Genomic DNA, 17,715 nt, shown 5'->3' with positions numbered 1-17,715 from the left:
AGGAGCCATGAACCGCGACGCCGTCATCGTCGGAGCCGTCCGCACGCCCATCGGCAAGGGCAAACCCACCGGCGCCCTGCACGACGTGCTGCCGGCCGACCTGCTGGCGCACAGCCTGCGGGAAGTGGTGGCCCGCACCGGCGTGGACCCGGGGCAGATCGACGACGTCATCGCCGGAGCCGTCGCCCAGGTCGGCGACCAGGCCGTGAACATCGCCCGCAACGCGCTGCTGGGCGCGGGATTCCCGGAATCGGTTCCCGGCGTCACGATCGACCGGCAGTGCGGCAGCAGCCAGCAGGCCATCAGCTTCGCCGCCCAGGGCGTGATTTCCGGCGCCTACCACCTCGTCGTCGCCGCCGGTGTGGAGTCGATGGGCCGCGTCCCGATGGGCACCTCGGTGCTGCCGGGCAGCAACCCGTTCGGCGACGACATGACGCGGCGCTACCCCGACGGCCTGGTGCCGCAGGGCATCAGCGCCGAGCTGATCGCGGCGCGCTGGGGCTTCTCGCGCACCCAGCTCGACGAGTTCTCCGCCGCCAGCCACGACAAGGCCGCCCGCGCCACCAAGGACGGGCTGTTCGACAACGAGCTGATCGGAATCGCCGGGCTTGCCACCGACGAATTCATCCGCCCCGGCACCACCGTCGAGACGCTGGCCGGCCTGCGGCCCGCGTTCTACAGCGAGGCCATGAAAGCCCGCTTCCCCCAGATCAATTGGGAGATCACCGCCGGCAACTCCTCGCCGCTGTCCGACGGCAGCGCCGCCGTGCTGATCACCACCAGCGACACGGCCAAGAAACTGGGCCTGCGCCCGCTGGCCCGCATCCACACCACCACCGTCGTGGGCTCCGATCCGCTCTACATGCTGACCGGGGTCATCCCGGCCACCGAAAAGGTGCTGAGCCGCGCCGGGCTGACGCTGGCCGACATCGACCTGTTCGAGGTGAACGAGGCCTTCGCGCCCGTCGTCCTCGCCTGGGCGCACGACACCGGCGCCGACCTGGCCAAGACCAACGTGAACGGCGGCGCGATCGCGATCGGCCACCCGCTGGGCGCCAGCGGTGCGCGCATCATGACGACGCTCGTGAACGCTTTGGAGCAGCGCGGCGGGCGGTACGGGCTGCAGACCATGTGCGAGGGCGGCGGCATGGCCAACGCCACCATCATCGAGCGGTTGTGAGGCGACGATGTCCCCGCACAAAACCTCGAAGATCTTCGTCATCGGCGGCACCGGCGCCCAGGGCATGCCCGTCATTCGCGCCCTGGTCGCCGACCAGAAATACTCGGTTCGATTCCTCAGCCGCGACCCCGCGTCCCGGCGGGCCAAGGAGCTGCTCGCCCTCGACAACGTCTCCGTCCTGGAAGGTTCGTTCGCCGACGAAGCGACGCTGCGCGAAGGGTTCCGCGGCGCCGACGGAGCGTTCGTCAACATCGACGGGTTCAACACCGGCGAGAAAACCGAGATCTATTGGGCGATGCGCGCTTACGAGATAGCCGTCGAAGAGGGCATCAAGTTCTTCGTCTACGGGAACCTCGACTACGGGCTCAAGAAGTCGGGGTATGACTCCAAATTCCGCACCGGCCACTATGACGGCAAGGGCCGCGTGGGTGAGTGGATCCTGTTTCAGAATCGGGTGAACGGAAACCGAATGGGCGCGGCGGTGTTCACGACGGGCCCGTACATCGAGATGGTGATTTCGCCCGGCACGCCGATGGCACCCACGATCGAGGACGGCGTGGTGACGTGGCGGGTTCCACTCGGCGAGGGAGCCGTACCCCACGTGGCTCTCGAAGACTGCGGGTATTACGTCCGTTGGCTTTTCGACCATCCCGAGCGCGCGAATGGCCTCGATCTCGAAGTCGCCATTGACCAGATCCGCTACGCCGATCTTGCCGCGGCGTTCGAGGAGGTCACCGGGCATCCGGCCCGCTACATCGACACCGATCTGGACACCTACTGGCGCGAGGGGCCCCTCAGCAGGGCCGCGGACGCGCCCGCCGGGTACAACGCGGACCCGAACGACAAGAGCACCATGAACATCCGCGACAACTTCACCGGGTTCTGGAACTTGTGGAGGTACGAGGTCATCAAGCGTGATTACGCCCTGCTCGACGAGATTCACCCGAATCGGATCAGGAGCGCCGAGGAGTGGCTCCGCCGAGAGGACGAGTCGGGAAGGGCGCTGGGCAAGGGCGGCCTGTGGGAACGGGTTCAACCGGAGAATCGGACGCCGATCCTCAAGATCGGCGAGGACCGAAGGACGGGGAGATTATGACCGAGACCGTTTTCAACGGCGTGCGCGTGCGCTACGAGAGCGCCAAGAGCTACGACGAGGTGCTCGCCGCGCTGCTGGCCGACATCGGCGAGCGGCCCGTCCCCATCAACGACATCGCGGCGAGCACCGACGGCTGGGACGCTTACCGGCAGCGCGTCGAAACGCACGTCGGGCCCAGCGGATTCATGCTGTTCGGCGCCTTCGACCACGGGGCGTGGATCGCCAAGGCCGGCATCGACCGCAAGGTGACCCGCGTCGTTCTCGGCAACCCGCTGATCGCGATCACGATGCTGCGCCACGACGTCACCGCGGGCCTGTTCGCCCCGGTCGAGCTAATGATCACCGACGAGGGCGCAGGCAGCAGCCTGACCTACGTCAAGCCGTCGTCGCTGATGGTCGTCGAACCCAACCCCGAATTGCTCAGCGCCGCACTGCAACTCGACGCCAAGCTGGCCGCGCTGGCCGAAAAGGTGACCGGCTAGAGCCAGCCGGTGCGGGCGGCCGCGACCGGCTCGGGCGGCGACGGAGCCAACTCCCCGTCCCGCACGCCGTCGAGCATCCGTTTCACCGCGGCCACGATCTCCGGGGCGGCCGCGGCCAGACCGGCCTTGTCGGCCTCGGGAACTGCGTCGGGATCGACGCCGGCCCGCGCCAGCACGGCGGCCGGGTCGGCCAGCTGATTGGCCAACCAGGCCACCGGGTCGGCGGACAGCTCCGGGACGAAATGCCGGCGGCCGGGCTCCCAACCGTCGAACCGCGGGTGGTGATGGGCTCGGTCCAGCGTGCCCGGCGGGCTCTCGGTGGAGCCGAACAGATCGACCCGCCACACCGGGCGGTTGAACCCGATCGGGACGCCGGCGTAGATCGAGCCCTGCGGCTCGTCCCTGTCGACGAGGCGCAGTTCCAGCCGCACGCCCCGCTCCGGCGTCTCCTGACCCTCGAGCGGGCGCGGGTCGACGAAAAACATGTCGCCGACGACCACACCCATGGTTTCGAATCCGAACGCTGCGAGCATGCCTTGCAGCGTAGTCCCGTCAGGCGCCGACCTTGCTGGCCGCGCGTTCCGGCAGGACCACCTCGTAGTCCGCCAGCGCCACGGCCCTTGTGCGGCGCTGGTATTCGTGCACCAGCCCCGGCCAGTTGGTGGTGACCCGGCCCGAGGCGGTGCGGTACCAGGAGTCGCAGGTGGTCCACACGCCGGCGTCCAGGCGGGCCTGGACCTCCGCGTCGTAGGCCTGTTCCACGTCGGCCCGCACCTCGAACGCGCGCCCCACGCCGCCGCGGGCGAGCTCCTCGGTGAGCTGACGGATATAGCGGGCCTGCTGCTCCATCATCAGGATGATCGAGCTGCTGCCCAGGTTGGTGTTCGGCCCGTAGATCAGAAACATGTTCGGGAAACCCGGCACGGCCATGCCCAGATGGGCGCGCGCACCGCCGGCCCATTCGGCGTGCAGGTCACGGCCGTCGCGGCCGGTGATCGTCATCGGGGCCAGGAATTCGGTGGCCTTGAACCCGGTGCCGTAGATGATGACGTCGACCTCGTGCAGCCGGCCGTCGGCGGTGCGCACCCCCGCCGGCGTCACCTCGCTGATCGCCTCGGTCTCGACGTCGACGTTGTCGCTGGCCAGCGCCGGATACCAGTCGTTGCTGAACAACACGCGCTTGCAGCCGATCGGATAGTCGGGGGTGACCTTGGCCCGCAGCACCGGATCCTTGATGTGCCGCTTGATGTTTGCCGACGCGACGATGCCGATCAGCCGGGCGAGCGGGGCGACCCTGGTCAGCGCGAGGCCGAAGAACTCCGAGATCTCCCAGATCAGCCCCCGCATGGCGGCGGCGAACCCCGGCGCCTTGGCGAACGCGGTGTGGTGCGCTTGGGTGTAGGCGCGGTCCGGCTTCGGGATGATGTACGGCGCGGAGCGCTGAAACACGGTGACGCGCCCCGCGGTCTGGCGGATGCGCGGGACGAACTGGATCGCCGACGCGCCGGTGCCGAGGACCGCGACGCGCTTGCCGGTCAGGTCGACGTCGTGGCGCCACTGCGCCGAATGGAACGAGGGGCCCGCGAACGTGTCGAGTCCCGGAATGTTCGGGAACGCCGGCCGCGACAGCTGGCCCACCGCGGGCACCAGCACGTCGGCCTCGCGCGTCGCGCCGTCGGACGTCGTCACCCGCCAGGTGGCGGTGTCGTCGTCGTAGCGCGCCGAGGTGACCTCCACCCCGGTGCGGACCAGGTCCCGCAGGCCCAACCGGTCGGCGGTGTCGTGGATGTAGCCGAGGATGTCGGGCTGCTCGGCGTAGCGCCGCCCCCAGTCCGTCTTGCGGGCGAAGGAGTAGGAGTACAGGTTGGACGGGACGTCGCAGGCCGCGCCGGGGTAGGTGTTCTCCCGCCAGACGCCGCCGATGTCGTCGGCCTTCTCCAGCACCGTCACGTCCGCGAGACCGTCCCTGGACAGCTCGTAGGCGGCGGCGAGGCCGCCGAAGCCGGCCCCGATCACCAGTACGCGGGGCTTGCGAGTAGTCGAAGTCATGCGGCAAACGTTAGGGCCGCGCGACGCGTCACCGGCAACCGATTGCGGTCGGCAAATCCATGATTCCGGCCACGATCAGCCGGCCTGCAGCCGGGCCCGGGGCGCGACCGAGCGCTGATAGCGCGCCGGGGTCGTGCCCGTCCACCGCTTGAACGCGGCGATGAAGCTCGTCGCCTCCGCGTAGCCCAGCCGCAGCGCGACGTCGTCGACCGACAGCGCGCCCGTCGCCAACAGCTCCTCGGCGAGCACCCGGTGCACCTCCTCGAGCAGATCCCGAAACGACGTGTTCTCCTCGGCCAGGCGCCGGCGTAGCGTCCGCTCGCTCATCGCCAGTTGCCGGGCGACGGCGGCTATGGTGTGGGGCTCGCCGTCGACGGAGGCCAGCCGCTCGCGGACGCGGCGGGCGACACCGGTCCGCTGCCGGCGGCGCTCCAGCAGGGCGCGGCACTGCTGCTCGCACATCGCCACGGTCTGCTCGCTGGCCTGGGGCAGCGGATTGTCCAGCAGGGCGGCGGGCCAGCGCGCGACGTTGGCCGGCGCGTCGTAACCCGGTGTCACGCCAAACGCCTTGCGGGCCAAGGCATCCGATGACGGCGCGGGACCGGTGAAATCGATCGCGGTGAACGGGACGGGGCGGCCCAACATCTCCGCCATGACCCGGGCGATGGCCGCCAGGTCGCGCCGCACCAGGAACTCCGCCACCGGACCGGTCAGGTCGGGCAGGTCGAGCCGCAACGCCGCCACCGGCCCCTCCACGATGACGGTCGGCAGGCAGAAGCCGTAGCTGAGGTCGTAGAACCGCGCCGCGAACCGCACGGCGTCGCCCAGCGTCGAGCTGGTCAGGCAGGCGAAGCCGAAGATGCCCAACGACCCGACGTGATAGCTGCCGCCCACCCGCACGCCAAGGTCGGCCGCGTTGCCCAGCAGGTTCACCAGGTTGGTGGCGACCGCCAGCTCCTGACGCCCGACGATCATCCGCTGGTGGTCGCGCAGGTCGGCCTCCGACAGGCCGGTGCCGTCGAGCACGTCGGCCGCGGCAAGCCCGTTCTCACAACCGAATTCGGTCATCAACGCGATGCTGGCCGTGCTCCGCGGAAAGTCCCAGTGCGAGACCTGCGACCCGACGAACACCGGCACGTATCCCAGTATGGCGAACGGCGAGAATCAGCCCGAAATCTCGCGCTCAGTACACGCTCGGCGCGGGTGCTAGGCCGCCAGGTCGTCCGCGCGCCGGGCGTCGCGCTCAACGCGCTTGGCCCGCCGCCAACCCCGCACGGTCGCGATGGCGGTCTTCAGCCCGCGCCGCCGGCCGGTCTCGGGGTCGGTGCCCGCGAATCCGGGCCCCAACTCGTCGAACATCCGCTCGCTGCGGGTTTCCGGCGCGTTGTCGGCGCCGTCGCGCAGGTATTTGTTCGGCAGCGACAGCTTGGCCAGCGTGCGCCAGGTCTTGGCGTACTGGACCAGGAACGAGCCGGTGGTGTAGGGCAGGTCGTACTTGTCGCACACCTCCCGCACCCGCACCGCGATCTCCGCGTACCGGTTGCTCGGCAGGTCCGGGTACAGGTGGTGCTCGATCTGGTGGGACAGGTTGCCGCTCATGAACCGCAGCACCGGCCCGGCGTCGAAGTTGGCGCTGCCCAGCATCTGGCGCAGGTACCACTGGCCCTTGGTCTCGCCGATCATGTCGGTCTTGGTGAATTTCTCTGCGCCATCGGGGAAGTGGCCGCAGAAGATGACCGCGTTGGCCCACACGTTGCGGATGATGTTGGCGGTGGCGTTGGCCGTCGCCGTGGACCGGTAGCCGGCACCCGGCGACAGCGAGGTCAGCGCCGGGAAGGCGACGTAGTCCTTGAAGACCTGCCGGCCGGCCTTCGCCAGGAACTCGTCCACCCGTTGCCGGGCGTCGTCGTGCTCCATCCGCTTCTTGACGATCTTGCCGATCTCCACGTGCTGCAGGCCGACGCCCCACTCGAACAGGAGCATGAGCATGGTGTTGTAGACCAAGTTGAGGATGTTGAAGCGCTTCCAGCGCTGGTCGCGGGTGACGCGCAGCAGGCCGTAGCCGACGTCGTCGTCCATCCCGAGGATGTTGGTGTACTTGTGGTGCACGAAGTTGTGGGTGTAGCGCCAGTGCTTCGAGGACCCGCTCATGTCCCATTCCCACGTCGAGGAGTGGATCTCCGGGTCGTTCATCCAGTCCCACTGGCCATGCATGACGTTGTGGCCGATCTCCATGTTCTCGATGATCTTGGCCACGCCCAGGGTGACGGCCCCCGCCCACCACGCGGAGCGGCGGGAACTCGCGGCCAGCATCAGCCGGCCCGAGACCTCCAGCGCGCGCTGCGCGGCGATGGTGCGGCGGATGTAGCGGGCGTCGCGCGCCCCGCGAGAGTCTTCGATGTCCTGGCGGATGGCGTCCAGCTCAACGGCCAGGCTCTCGATGTCGGCGTCCGTCAGATGGGCGAATACGTCGACGTCTGTGATTGCCACTCGTCGTCATCTCCCTACGGTCGTGTCGTCGGTGCAATACCTACGCTATCGTAACCTACGAATCCGTAGGTTACCTGTGAGTAGCCTTTAGATGTCGAGCACACAATCGCCGGACGCGGCCGACACGCAGGTCTGAATCCGGGTGCCCGGGTCGTGTTCCGCGCCGGTGCGCAGGTCGCGCACGTGGCCCTCCACGAGGCCGACCACGCACGACTGACATATACCCATTCGGCAGCCGAAGGGCATTTGGACTCCGGCGCCTTCGCCCGCGTCCATCAGCGACGTCGCCGCGTCGGCGGCCACCGAGCGACCACTCTGGGCGAAGGTGACCGTTCCGCCGGCGCCCGCGGGCGCCGCCTTGGACACGGCGAAGCGTTCCAGGTGCAGCCGCTCGCCGATGCCGGCCGACGACCACACCCGCTCGGCCTGCGTCAGCATGCCCTCCGGCCCGCAGGCCCAGGTGTGACGCTCGCGCCAGTCCGGGACCTCGTGGTCGAGCAGGGCGAGGTCCAAGCGGCCCCGGCTGCGGGTCTCCCGCAGCTGCAGGCGATAGCCCGGGTGATCGGCGGCCAGCGCGGCCAGCTCCGCGCGAAACATCACATCCGATTCGGTGGGCGCCGAATGGACGTGGACGATGTCGCCAATCTGGTTGCGGCGCACCAGTGTTCGCAGCATGGACATCACCGGCGTGATTCCGGACCCCGCGGTGAGGAAGAGGATCGACGGCGGCGCTGGGTCGGGCAGCACGAAGTTGCCCTGCGGCGCGGCCAGCCGGACGACGGTTCCCCGCTCGACGCCGGCGACCAGGTGGGTCGACAGGAAGCCCTCGGGCATCGCCTTCACGGTGATGGTGACGGTGCGCGACGACCCGGAACCGGACGTTTCGGCGGGGCTGGAGGTGAGCGAATACGACCGCCAGCGCCAGCGCCCGTCCATCAGCAGGCCGATCCCGATGTACTGACCCGGCTGGTAGTCGAAGTTGAACCCCCAACCCGGCTTGATCACCAACGTCGCCGAATCCTCGGTCTCGCGGCGCACCTCGAGGACGCGGCCGCGCAGCTCGCGCGCGGACCACAGCGGGTTGGCCAGGTGCAGGTAGTCGTCGGGCAGCAGCGGTGTGGTGATGCGCGCGGCGATCTTGCGCAGCGCGTGCCAGCCGGGGTGCCGGTCGGCGCCGGCGACCACGGGCCGCTTGGTCTCGACGACGTTGCCCGTGATCGAGGGGTTACGTCTGCCCAGCGGAAGCTCCTGACCATCGCGCGGCGTCTTGGTTGCGCTCACCATTGTGGTCGATTCTGAGGGCCTCACGAAACCTACGGTACCGTAACCTACGGTTGCGTAGCTAGGTCGGCGGCTCCGAATGCGTCACATCGTTGCGCGTCAGAGCAGCTCGAGCAGGAACGGCAGCTCCTGGTTGGCGTACCACGCCAGGTCGTGATCCTGCGCGTCGCCGACGATCAGCTCGGCGTCCTCGTCGCCCAGGTCGGCGGCGTCGATGACTTCGATCGCCCTGGTCACGTCCGCCTCCGCCTCCGCGTTGTCGACGTACGCGGCGATCACGTCCTCCAGCGCGACGGGCGCGCCCAGTCTCACCACGGCGTCGTCGAGGTCGGGCCGGAAGCTGAGGTCGGAGGCCTCGGCGGCCAGCACCGCGCGCCGCGGCGGCAGGGATCCCTCCGCGTCCGGGTCGGCCAGCAGGCGCAGCGACGCCAGCGCCGCCTCGCGCAGCGCGACCTCGGCGAGCTCGTCGTCGTCGCCCTCGGCGTAGGACTCGCGCAGCGTCGGCGTCAGCGCGAACGCCGTGCCGTTGACGGGCCGCAACGAGCCCTCCGCGACCAAACGCTGCAACATGGCCAGCGTGGCCGGTATGTAAACCACCGTCACGAATCCCCCATCAGTGTCGCCGCATAGTCCTCGACGTACCTGGACAGCTCGCGCGGCGGACGCTGATAGTTCCCGCTCACCACCGGCGTCTTGGGCAGCTTGACGTGGGGCCGCTCGACGTCGTGATAGGAGATGCTGGACAGCAGGTGCGCCATCATGTTCAACCGCGCGTGCTTCTTGATGTCGGATTCCACCACATACCAAGGGCTGACGGGGGTGTCGGTGTGCACCATCATCTCGTCCTTGGCACGTGAATAGTCCTCCCGGCGATACAGCGATTCGGTGTCCATAGGGCTGAGTTTCCATTGCCGCACAGGATCATTCAGCCGCGCCTTGAACCGGCGCAGCTGCTCGGCCGCGGAAACCGAAAACCAATACTTGCGCAGCAGGATCCCGTCATCGATCAGCATCTGCTCGAAGATCGGGGTCTGCCGCAAGAACAGCGCATGCTCTTGGGGCGTGCAGAATCCCATCACCTTCTCCACGCCGGCGCGGTTGTACCACGACCGATCGAACAAGACGATCTCGCCTTTGGCGGGAAGGTGGGCGATATAGCGCTGGTAATACCACTGGCCGCGTTCCCGATCGGTCGGCGCCGGCAGCGCGACGATGCGGGCCGCGCGCGGGTTGAGGTATTCGGTGATCCGCTTGATGGTTCCGCCCTTGCCCGCGCCGTCGCGACCTTCGAAGACGATCACCACACGTTGGCCGGCATGCCGCACCCACTCTTGCAGCCTCACGAATTCCGTTTGCAGCCGGAACAATTCGGCTTGATATACGTCGGCGGAAATTTTGGGCGCGCTCGGCGGCGTGGATTTCGCCGCCTTCGCCTTGGGGCCCTTTGTCGCGGTACTCACACCAACGAATGATAGAACCGGCCAGCGCTTTCACCCCGGGTAATTACCGGGAAGCTTCCAGCAATTCCTCGAGCGATTGGCTCAACAGGCCGGGCAGCAACTCGACGTCGCTCATCGCCTCCCGGTCGGCGTTGATGCCGAAGTACAGCATGCCGTTGTAGGACGTCACGCTGATGGCCAGCGCCTGGTTGTGCAGCAGCGGCGGCACGGCGTAGGTCTCCAGCAGCTTGGTGCCGGCGACGTACATCTGCGACTGGGCCCCGGGCGCGTTGGTGATCAGCAGGTTGAACGTCCGCCGGGAGAAGCTGGGGAAGCTGGTGGCGACGCGAATGCCCATCGCGTGCAGCGTGGGCGGCGCGAACCCGGACAGGGTGACGATGGTCCTGGCGTCCACCAGGCGGGCGCCCGTGGGGTTCGACTCGGTGGCGTGCGCGATCTGCGACAGCCGCACCACCGCGTTCGGCTCCCCCACCGGCAGGTCGACCAGGAACGGCATCACCTGGCTGATGGCCTGCCCAGGGCCGGTCGCGTCGAGCTGACCGTCGGCATAGATCGGCAGCGGCGCCATGGCGCGCACCGTCGCGGTCGGCGACACCGCAACCCCGCGTGACATCAGCCAGTTGCCCAGCGCGCCGGCGATCACCGCGAGCACCACGTCGTTGACGTCGCAGTCGTATCGCGCGCGCAGCGTGCGGTAGTCCTCGAGGTTGCAGCTCGCCACCGTGAACCTCCGGTGCCGCGAGACGGTGGCGTTCAGCGGGCTGCTCGGCGCGGTGCCGCGCGCCACGGCCCGCGCGAAATCGACCACCCGGCGGCCCGCCGCGAGGAGCTCGCCGTGGTTGGTCACCAGGCCGCCGATGGCCGACCCGACGGCCTGCAGCTGGGTGCCCGGCCCCACGAACCAGTCGCCGATGGCGCCGAAGATCAGCCTCGCGTTGCCCGGGTCGCGTTCCGGGACCCAGATATCCTCGGGCAGCGCCGGGGGGCGCCTGGTGCGGTCGGCGATGACGTGGTTGATCTCGAGCGCCGCCATGCCGCTGATCAGGGCTTGATGCGACTTGGTGTACAGGGCGACCCGGTTCTTGGCCAGACCCTCGACGAGGTACATCTCCCACAGCGGGCGTGACTTGTCCAGCGGCCGGGCGGCCAGCCGGGCGATGAGCTCGTGCAGCTGTTCGTCGCTGCCCGGCGAGGGCAGCGCGGAGCGCCGTACGTGGTAGGTGATGTCGAAGTCGGCGTCGTCCACCCAGACCGGCCGGGCCGAGCCGACCCGCACCTCGCGGACCTTCTGGCGATAGCGCGGGATCTGGGGCAACCGATGTTCGACGGTGGCCAGCAGCGTCTCGTAGCTCAGCCCCGCGCGGGGCCGGCGCAGGATCGACAGCGATCCGACGTACATCGGGGTGGCCGTGTTCTCCAGCCGAAAAAACGACGCGTCCGATGGGGACAACCGGGTCACCATGTGGGCGCAGTCCTCCTCATCGAATCATCGCCCTGCTGGGAAAGGAGATGTCCCGCCCACCGTAATCGCCCGGCCGAGCGCGGGCACGCGCGAGCCCGAGTTGTGCCATGATGACGACTGCCTGCCACTCTCCAGCGGGCTCTTGCGAGTTCGGCCGAAGAGTTGGAGAGTGCGCGTGAACACCAGCCCAGTCGCGGGTCCGTCTGGCGCCTTCGCCGTCCTACCCGTCGTCGACTACGAGCCACCCCCACAAGACATATCGCAGAACGCGCCCGCGTGCCGCCCGTCGACGCGCGCGCCGCTGCGCCGGCGCAGCCCGCGCGCGCCGCACCGTCCCCTTCCGCCCGGCAGGCAACCCGCGGAGCAGCCCCGCCCCGTCATGTCGGCGGCGATGCGCCAGGCGGCGACCTTCGCCGACGCCGCGTTGCGCCGGGTGCTCGAAGTCATCGACCGCCGCCGCCCCGTCGCCCAACTGCGCCCGTTGCTGACGCCGACACTGATGGATTCCGTTGTCGCGGTAAGCCATTCGGCCGCCGGCCAGCAGGGCGCCGCGGTGCTGCGCCGGTTGCGGCTGCAGCCGGCGGGTCACCGCGACCCGGACACCGCCGCCGAGGTGTTCGGCTCCTACAGCCGCGGGAACCGGGTCCACGCCATCGCCTGCCGCGTCGAGCGCTCGCCCGCCGGGTGGCTGGTGGTGGCCCTGCACATCGGTTGACTCCCCTAGCGCGGGGGCCCGGGGCTGGGCGTCAGCGGGCCGCCGGTATAGCGGGCCAGCACGGGACCCACGATCGCCATGATGAAGACGTACGACGTCGCCAGCGCGGCGACGGCGGGAATCGACGTGCCCGCCAACCCGATGATGATCAGCGAGAACTCGCCCCGCGCGATCAGGGCGGTGCCCGCGCGCAGTTGCCCGCGCCGGGCCACCCCGTCGCGCCGGGCGGCGAACACCCCGGTGGCCACCTTGGTCGCCGCGGTGACCACGGCCAATATCAGCGCCGCCGGCAGCATCGGGATGAGCTCGTGCGGGTCGACCGAGAAGCCGATCGCCAGGAAGAAGATCGCGGCGAACAGATCGCGCAACGGCCCCAGCACCTCACGCGCCCGTTTCGCCGTCTCCCCGGTCAGCGTCAGCCCCACCAGGAACGCGCCCACGGCGGCCGACGCGTGCAGCGATTCGGCCATCGCGGCCACGATCAGGGTGACGCCCAGCACCCGCAGCAGCAGCTGCTCGGAATCGGGATGTTCGACCAGCCGGCCGACGTGGTGGCCCCAGCGGTAGGACGCGGCGAACGCCGCCAGCAGCGCGGCCACCGCCGCCACCATCCCGACGACGGCGTGCAGCCACCCGCCGCCCGAGGCCAGCACGGCGAACAGCGGCAGGTAGGCCGCCATCGCGAAATCCTCCAGCACCAGCACGGACAGCACCGCCGGCGTCTCCCGGTTACCGAGCCGGCGCAGGTCCTCCAGCAGGCGCGCGATGACGCCCGAGGAGGAGATGTAGGTGACGCCGGCCAGGCACAGGATGGCCACGCCGTCCAGTCCCAGCAGCCAGCCGGCGACCGCGCCGGGGGTCGCGTTCAGCACGACGTCCACGCCCGCCGACGGCAGGTGGTGCCGAAGGCTCGCGGCGAATTCGGCCGCGGAGAACTCCAGGCCCAGGGTCAGCAGCAGCAGCACGACGCCGATGGGCGCGCTCGTCGTGATGAACTGGCCGCCGGCGGCCAGCGGCAGGATTCCGCCCTTACCCAGCGACAGGCCCGCGAGCAGGTAAACCGGAATCGGTGACAACGCGAAACGGCGTGCCACGCCGCCCAATACGGCCAGCGTGGCCAGGAGGGCGCCGACTTGTAGCAGCAGCGCCCACGAAACTTGCACCGGCTCAGCCCTTGTCGATGATCTGCTCGACGCCGGCGATGCCGTCCTGGGTTCCGATTACGATCAAAACGTCTCGGGCATGCAGCATTTCGGCCGGCCCAGGCGAGGCGAGCACTTCGTCGTTGCGCACGATCGCGACGATGGAGGCGCCGGTGCGGGTGCGGGCGTGGGTGTCGCCCAGCGGGTGGTCGACGAACGGGCTGCTGGCCAGGATGTGAACCTGTCCGGTCTCGAGTCCGGGTATCTCGCGGGCCAGCTCGGTGAACCGCTCGGCGATCCGGGGCGCGCCCAGGATCGCGGCGACCGCCTCGGCCTCTTCCTCGCTGAGGTGCAGCAGCGGGCGGGCCTCGTCGGGATCCTCCCGGGCATAGACGACGACCTCGAAGTCGCCGCTGCGCCGCGCGATGATGCCGATGCGGTCGCCCTTGTGGTCGGTGAACTCGTAGCGAAGGCCGACGCCCGGCAGCAGCACCTCCTTGACATCCATACCGTTAATCCTGACAGGTCGGACGGCGGCGCCGGTGCCGGATCGGCGGGCTCCTATAGAACTGCTGAAATCAGCCCTGCTGCGCCATCTCGGTGCTGTGCCGGCGCGGAATCGGCAGCAGCATGGACACCTCGCGGCGGTAGTCGGCGTACTGGTGGCCGAGCGCCGCGATCAGGTCGCGCTCCTCGAGCTGCGTGGCGATCAGGATGTAGCCCGTCATGCCGATCGAGAACAGCAGGTGTCCGGCCGTCATGACGGGCGCGGCCCAGAACGCGATGACCATGCCGAGCATCAGCGGGTGGCGCACCACCCGGTAGAGCAGGCGGACGCGGAATTCGATGCTGGTGTAGGGCTGTTGGCGCGACGCCAGGTACACCTGCCGCAACCCGAACAGGTCGAAGTGGTTGATCAGGAAGGTCGCCAGCAGCGCGATCGCCCAGCCGAGCCAGAACAGCGCCCACAGCACCCCGCGGGCCGCGGGCATCCGCACATCCCAGATCACCGTCGGCATCGTTCGCCATTGCCAATACAGCAGGGCCAGCACCACGCTCGAGAACAGCACGTAGGTGCTGCGCTCGATCGCCGACGGCACGAAGCGCGTCCACCAGCGCTTGAACCCGGGCCGGGCCATCACGCTGTGCTGGATCCCGAACAGGGCGACCAACGCCGCGTTGATCGGCATCGCCTCGGCGAGGGGCGCGGTGAGCCCGCGGTCGACGCTTCGTGGCACCGCGAAGTTGCCCACGAAGGCAATGAGATACAGAAAGGCCGCAAGGAAGAGCAGGTACGCCGCGGCGCCGTAACCAAGCGTCAAGTATCGCTTCATGGGCTTAGTGTCCGCCGCGTGGAAGCGCACGACCATAGGTCGTTTGCCTCATCTTTGCCGGCCGGGCCACTAGGTATTTTTGACCAGTCCGTTGCGCAGCGCGTACATGCTGGCGCCGATGCGGTTCGATACGCCGATCTTGGCGTAGGTCCGCTCGACGTGGTTGCGGGCGGTTTTCTCGCTGATCACCAGCGACGCCGCGATGTCCTTGTTCGAGGCGCCGCGGGCGACCAGACACAGCACCTCGATCTCCCTGGGCGTCAAGCCGTCCGGGCGCACGTTGGGCCGCTGCGCCGGCTGGCCCGCCGCGTGCAGCACCGCCTCGACGGCCACCGACTCGAGCTCGCCGGCCTGCACCCGCCCGCGCAGCCGCCGGGCCGCCGCGTCCGGGGACATCGCCTCGCGGTACGGCCTGGGCTCGCAGGCGGACTGGTAGGAGACCGCGGCCGCCAGGATGCGGTCCGGCAGGCCGAGCGCCGACCCGGCGAGCCCGCGCGGATATCCGGAGCCGTCCAGGCATTCGTGGTGGTTGCCCGCGACCTCCGCGAGCTGCCGAAGCGCCGGAACCTGGTTGAGGATGCGCACCGTCAGGTACGGGTGCAGCCTCACGCGTTCGAATTCCGCCGCCGTCAACGGCCCTTGCCGGGACCAGATCTGATTGGACACCCCGATGCGGCCCAGGTCGTGCACGTGGCCGGCGCGCCGCGTCAACGCCACCGCGTCGGCGTCCACGCCCGCGGCCCGCGCCGCGTCCCCGGCGAGCCGGGCCACCGCGCGTGAATGGCCAAGGGTGAACGGACATTTCAAGTCGACGAAGTCGCCGAGTGCGACGAGCAGGGCGTCCAGCGACCGGTCGTCGAGACGGCTTTGCTCGGGCGCCGCGGCCAATGCCGCCGCCCACGCGTCGCCGGCCGGCGGGCCGGCCAGGACCTTCTCCGCGTCGCGCAAGAACGCGTCGGCGACCTTCGGATCGAACTGGCCGCCGCACCGGTCGCGCACCATGGCCATGGCCCCGGCCACACCGTAGTTGCGGTGGTGCACCTCGACCATGTCGGCGAGCTGGGCGATCCGCATCTGAATCGGAATCTCGTCGCCCTGCGCGCCGGCGGGCAGGCCGCCGCCGTCGTAGCGCTCGAACGCGAACGCCACCGCCGCCTGGACGTTGGGGCCCAAGCCGATTCGGTCGGCCAGCACGGCCGCCGAGGTGCAATGCGAGTGAATCAATCGGGAGATGTGGCCGCGCGCGTTGGCGAAAAGCGTTGCCATCAAGCTCAATCGGTGCGCCAACGGCTGGCCGCGGCCCACGTTGCCGGCCAGGAACCGCAGGTACGGCAGCCCCGACCAGTCGACCAGGTACGAGTCGTGGCGCACGGCGATGTCGTCGCCGAACCAGCGGGCGTATTCGTGGGAGTCGGCGTGACAGCCGATCCACATGACCAGCGTCGTGTAGTAGGTGCAGTCCCGTTCTTCCTGGTCGAGCCCGAGGCGGTCGGCGAGCCTGGTCGCGATGAGCGCCGCCCGGAGCATGTGCTCGGCGGGCTGCCCAAGGCCCAGGTCGATCGCCACCGACAGCGCCGCCAGCAGCTCGGCGCGGGTCGGCAATTCGGGCTCCGACATGGGCCTCATTGTGCCCAGCTCATCGGCCCGTGGTCAGCCGATTGGCACAGTGCGCCCGACGCCGTGGTGGCGGGCGGCGTCGAACGTTTCGAAATGCCCCGAGCCGACGACGAACAGTCCGCGCTGCGGCGGCCGGAAGCCGGCCAGCCGCGGCTGATCCGGCAGTGGGCCGACCGGTCCCAGGTCGGCCCCACGCCACGCGGCGCGCGAGTCCGTCACCGCCCACACCTGTGCGGGGGCGATCATGAAGCGCTGCCCATTCGGCGCCGTTCCCGCGAGCCGGACCCGGCCGGCGCGCAGGGTGGGGCCGGCGGCCCGGCCCAGGGCGGCCAGCATCGCCCGGTTCGTCCACGCGCGCGCCGGCAACCGGCCGCCGACCGCGCTCATCAGCCGGGTCGACGGGGTGGCGCCGATATCGATATGCCAGGCAAGCAGATTCGGGATCTCGACGAACAGCGACCAGGGGGTGACCCAGGCGACGTCGATGTCGCATTGCACCGCGTCGTTGGGCGTCGCCGAGCTGAAGAAGCGGGCGCAGCTCTGCGGTCCCGGCGTGGTGGCGTAGAAGGTCCACTCCCCGTCGGGGTCGCGATGCCACACCGAGCGATAGCCGGGCGAGAACGACGTGGCGGGAAAGTGCCGCAGCGCCAGATAGTGTCCGCTGGCGAACGGGAGGCCCATCACGCCGAAGCCGACGAAGCGTTCGTCGTCTCCGGCGGGCAGGCGGGGATTGCGCAGGACGGCCGTGGCGGCGTCCAGCGGGGTGCGTGAAGTGGTCATGCGTGAATGGTGCGCGCGGGCGCGCCCGCACCGCATGGGGCGGCTGCCTCAAATTCTCGCGGCCGCGCCGTCGCGCAGTGCGATCATGTGCTGATGGACGACCCGCAGCAGCGCATCGCCGAACTGGAACGCCAGCTCGCGCAGCAAAAGCGCATCGCGGAATTAGAGCGCCAGCTGGCCGACGCCAGGGCCGCCGCGGGAGGGGATCAATCCGTCGAGCGACGCCAACCGGAGCCCATCGCGTACGCCGCGCCAACGCGCAAGCGCGCGGGGGCCGGGTGGGTCTTACCCGTCGTCGCGGTACTGGGTGCAGTGATCGCCCTGTGCGCCGGGGTCGGCGCGGCGGTGACCGCGGTCATTCCGTCGGCCGCGCTGTGGATGAGCCCGATCGTCTGCCGCAGCGGGTACGAGATGGCTTACAACACTTCGCATTACAGCTACAAGCCGGGCCAGTCGGGCACCAGCGTGAGCTTCCAGTGCGTCGGCGACGGCGGCGCCTACGACGTCAACGACTTCGCGGTCTTCGCGTTGCAGTCCTTGCTCGCCGGGCTCGTGCTGTGCGTCGCCGTGGCCGTTGGCCGCGCGATCTGGCGCCGCTCGCATCGCCGCACGCTCGGCGGGAGATAA

General features: G+C 69.5%; 18 protein-coding genes. 5 read left to right on the top strand and 13 right to left on the bottom strand.

What is annotated here, in order from left to right:
* The first annotated feature begins 7 nt into the window (after nucleotides 1–7).
* Genes WU80_RS01685 through WU80_RS01675 form a run of 3 tightly spaced genes read left to right on the top strand, consistent with a single transcriptional unit; the run spans nucleotide 8 to nucleotide 2,758 of the window.
* On the top strand, nucleotides 8–1,180 hold the full coding sequence (locus WU80_RS01685; RefSeq protein WP_055399052.1) for a thiolase family protein: 1,173 nt from the start codon (nucleotides 8–10) through the stop codon (nucleotides 1,178–1,180).
* A gap of 7 nt (nucleotides 1,181–1,187) precedes the next feature.
* The gene (locus WU80_RS01680) at nucleotides 1,188–2,276 is read left to right on the top strand and encodes an NmrA family NAD(P)-binding protein (RefSeq protein ID WP_055399054.1); all 1,089 of its coding nucleotides are present in this window, start codon (nucleotides 1,188–1,190) and stop codon (nucleotides 2,274–2,276) included.
* Entirely contained in the window at nucleotides 2,273–2,758 is a 486-nt protein-coding gene (locus tag WU80_RS01675; RefSeq protein WP_055399057.1) for a DUF302 domain-containing protein, read from the top strand. Before WU80_RS01680 ends, WU80_RS01675 begins: the two co-directional genes overlap by 4 nt.
* Here WU80_RS01675 and WU80_RS01670 read toward each other — a convergent pair.
* From WU80_RS01670 to WU80_RS01635, 8 genes are all read right to left on the bottom strand, one after another.
* Nucleotides 2,755–3,291, bottom strand: a complete 537-nt coding sequence (locus WU80_RS01670) for a hypothetical protein (RefSeq protein ID WP_055399059.1) — start codon at nucleotides 3,289–3,291, stop codon at nucleotides 2,755–2,757. The genes WU80_RS01675 and WU80_RS01670 overlap by 4 nt on opposite strands.
* 19 nt (nucleotides 3,292–3,310) lie before the next feature.
* Entirely contained in the window at nucleotides 3,311–4,807 is a 1,497-nt protein-coding gene (locus WU80_RS01665; RefSeq protein ID WP_055399061.1) for an NAD(P)/FAD-dependent oxidoreductase, read from the bottom strand.
* Nucleotides 4,808–4,882: 75 nt separating this feature from the next.
* The gene (locus tag WU80_RS01660) at nucleotides 4,883–5,944 is read right to left on the bottom strand and encodes an AraC family transcriptional regulator (RefSeq protein WP_082459686.1); all 1,062 of its coding nucleotides are present in this window, start codon (nucleotides 5,942–5,944) and stop codon (nucleotides 4,883–4,885) included.
* Nucleotides 5,945–6,013: 69 nt separating this feature from the next.
* Complete coding sequence (locus tag WU80_RS01655; RefSeq protein WP_055399063.1) at nucleotides 6,014–7,297, bottom strand: fatty acid desaturase; 1,284 nt, start codon at nucleotides 7,295–7,297, stop codon at nucleotides 6,014–6,016.
* An 87-nt stretch (nucleotides 7,298–7,384) separates the two neighbouring features.
* Entirely contained in the window at nucleotides 7,385–8,578 is a 1,194-nt protein-coding gene (locus WU80_RS01650) for a ferredoxin reductase (RefSeq protein ID WP_369808479.1), read from the bottom strand.
* A gap of 99 nt (nucleotides 8,579–8,677) precedes the next feature.
* On the bottom strand, nucleotides 8,678–9,181 hold the full coding sequence (locus WU80_RS01645) for a hypothetical protein (RefSeq protein ID WP_156349389.1): 504 nt from the start codon (nucleotides 9,179–9,181) through the stop codon (nucleotides 8,678–8,680).
* Nucleotides 9,178–10,038, bottom strand: coding sequence for a polyphosphate kinase 2 (gene ppk2 / locus WU80_RS01640; RefSeq protein WP_055399065.1), 861 nt, complete (start codon nucleotides 10,036–10,038; stop codon nucleotides 9,178–9,180). Before ppk2 ends, WU80_RS01645 begins: the two co-directional genes overlap by 4 nt.
* Nucleotides 10,039–10,081: 43 nt before the next feature.
* The gene (locus tag WU80_RS01635) at nucleotides 10,082–11,500 is read right to left on the bottom strand and encodes a wax ester/triacylglycerol synthase family O-acyltransferase (protein WP_055399066.1); all 1,419 of its coding nucleotides are present in this window, start codon (nucleotides 11,498–11,500) and stop codon (nucleotides 10,082–10,084) included.
* A 175-nt stretch (nucleotides 11,501–11,675) separates the two neighbouring features.
* Between WU80_RS01635 and WU80_RS01630 the strand changes: the two genes are divergently transcribed.
* The gene (locus WU80_RS01630; protein ID WP_055399068.1) at nucleotides 11,676–12,215 is read left to right on the top strand and encodes an Rv3235 family protein; all 540 of its coding nucleotides are present in this window, start codon (nucleotides 11,676–11,678) and stop codon (nucleotides 12,213–12,215) included.
* Between the two features lie 5 nt (nucleotides 12,216–12,220).
* Here WU80_RS01630 and WU80_RS01625 read toward each other — a convergent pair whose 3' ends face one another.
* The 5 genes from WU80_RS01625 to WU80_RS01605 all read right to left on the bottom strand — a co-directional run bounded on the left by WU80_RS01625 (nucleotide 12,221) and on the right by WU80_RS01605 (nucleotide 17,088).
* Nucleotides 12,221–13,378: a cation:proton antiporter gene (locus tag WU80_RS01625; protein ID WP_055399070.1), complete on the bottom strand. Its 1,158-nt coding sequence runs from the start codon at nucleotides 13,376–13,378 to the stop codon at nucleotides 12,221–12,223.
* A 4-nt stretch (nucleotides 13,379–13,382) separates the two neighbouring features.
* Nucleotides 13,383–13,865, bottom strand: coding sequence for a cation:proton antiporter regulatory subunit (locus tag WU80_RS01620; protein WP_055399072.1), 483 nt, complete (start codon nucleotides 13,863–13,865; stop codon nucleotides 13,383–13,385).
* Nucleotides 13,866–13,935: 70 nt separating this feature from the next.
* Nucleotides 13,936–14,691 carry a methanethiol S-methyltransferase gene (mddA, locus tag WU80_RS01615; RefSeq protein WP_055399172.1) on the bottom strand — a complete coding sequence of 252 codons (756 nt, stop codon included), beginning with the start codon at nucleotides 14,689–14,691 and terminating at the stop codon, nucleotides 13,936–13,938.
* Nucleotides 14,692–14,760: 69 nt separating this feature from the next.
* A complete protein-coding gene (locus tag WU80_RS01610) occupies nucleotides 14,761–16,308 on the bottom strand; it encodes an HD domain-containing phosphohydrolase (protein WP_082459689.1) in 1,548 nt (515 codons plus the stop codon).
* Between the two features lie 33 nt (nucleotides 16,309–16,341).
* Complete coding sequence (locus WU80_RS01605; RefSeq protein WP_055399174.1) at nucleotides 16,342–17,088, bottom strand: hypothetical protein; 747 nt, start codon at nucleotides 17,086–17,088, stop codon at nucleotides 16,342–16,344.
* A gap of 93 nt (nucleotides 17,089–17,181) precedes the next feature.
* Between WU80_RS01605 and WU80_RS01600 the strand changes: the two genes are divergently transcribed.
* Complete coding sequence (locus WU80_RS01600; RefSeq protein WP_156349390.1) at nucleotides 17,182–17,715, top strand: hypothetical protein; 534 nt, start codon at nucleotides 17,182–17,184, stop codon at nucleotides 17,713–17,715.

Source organism: Mycobacterium sp. UM_11 (assembly GCF_001414075.1).
Classification (GTDB): Bacteria; Actinomycetota; Actinomycetes; order Mycobacteriales; family Mycobacteriaceae; genus Mycobacterium.
The sequence above is the reverse complement of the archived record's forward strand: the minus strand, read 5'-3'. Positions and strand labels throughout refer to the sequence as shown.

Bases quoted from the DNA above. Each gene is read 5' to 3' on its own strand.
- WU80_RS01685 (WP_055399052.1), top strand. From the start codon at position 8: ATGAACCGCGACGCCGTCATCGTCGGAGCCGTCCGCACGCCCATCGGC.
- WU80_RS01680 (WP_055399054.1), top strand. From the start codon at position 1,188: ATGTCCCCGCACAAAACCTCGAAGATCTTCGTCATCGGCGGCACCGGC.
- WU80_RS01675 (WP_055399057.1), top strand. From the start codon at position 2,273: ATGACCGAGACCGTTTTCAACGGCGTGCGCGTGCGCTACGAGAGCGCC.
- WU80_RS01670 (WP_055399059.1), bottom strand. From the start codon at position 3,291: ATGCTCGCAGCGTTCGGATTCGAAACCATGGGTGTGGTCGTCGGCGAC.
- WU80_RS01665 (WP_055399061.1), bottom strand. From the start codon at position 4,807: ATGACTTCGACTACTCGCAAGCCCCGCGTACTGGTGATCGGGGCCGGC.
- WU80_RS01635 (WP_055399066.1), bottom strand. From the start codon at position 11,500: ATGGTGACCCGGTTGTCCCCATCGGACGCGTCGTTTTTTCGGCTGGAG.
- WU80_RS01620 (WP_055399072.1), bottom strand. From the start codon at position 13,865: ATGGATGTCAAGGAGGTGCTGCTGCCGGGCGTCGGCCTTCGCTACGAG.
- mddA (WP_055399172.1), bottom strand. From the start codon at position 14,691: ATGAAGCGATACTTGACGCTTGGTTACGGCGCCGCGGCGTACCTGCTC.
- WU80_RS01610 (WP_082459689.1), bottom strand. From the start codon at position 16,308: ATGTCGGAGCCCGAATTGCCGACCCGCGCCGAGCTGCTGGCGGCGCTG.
- WU80_RS01605 (WP_055399174.1), bottom strand. From the start codon at position 17,088: ATGACCACTTCACGCACCCCGCTGGACGCCGCCACGGCCGTCCTGCGC.
- WU80_RS01600 (WP_156349390.1), top strand. From the start codon at position 17,182: ATGGACGACCCGCAGCAGCGCATCGCCGAACTGGAACGCCAGCTCGCG.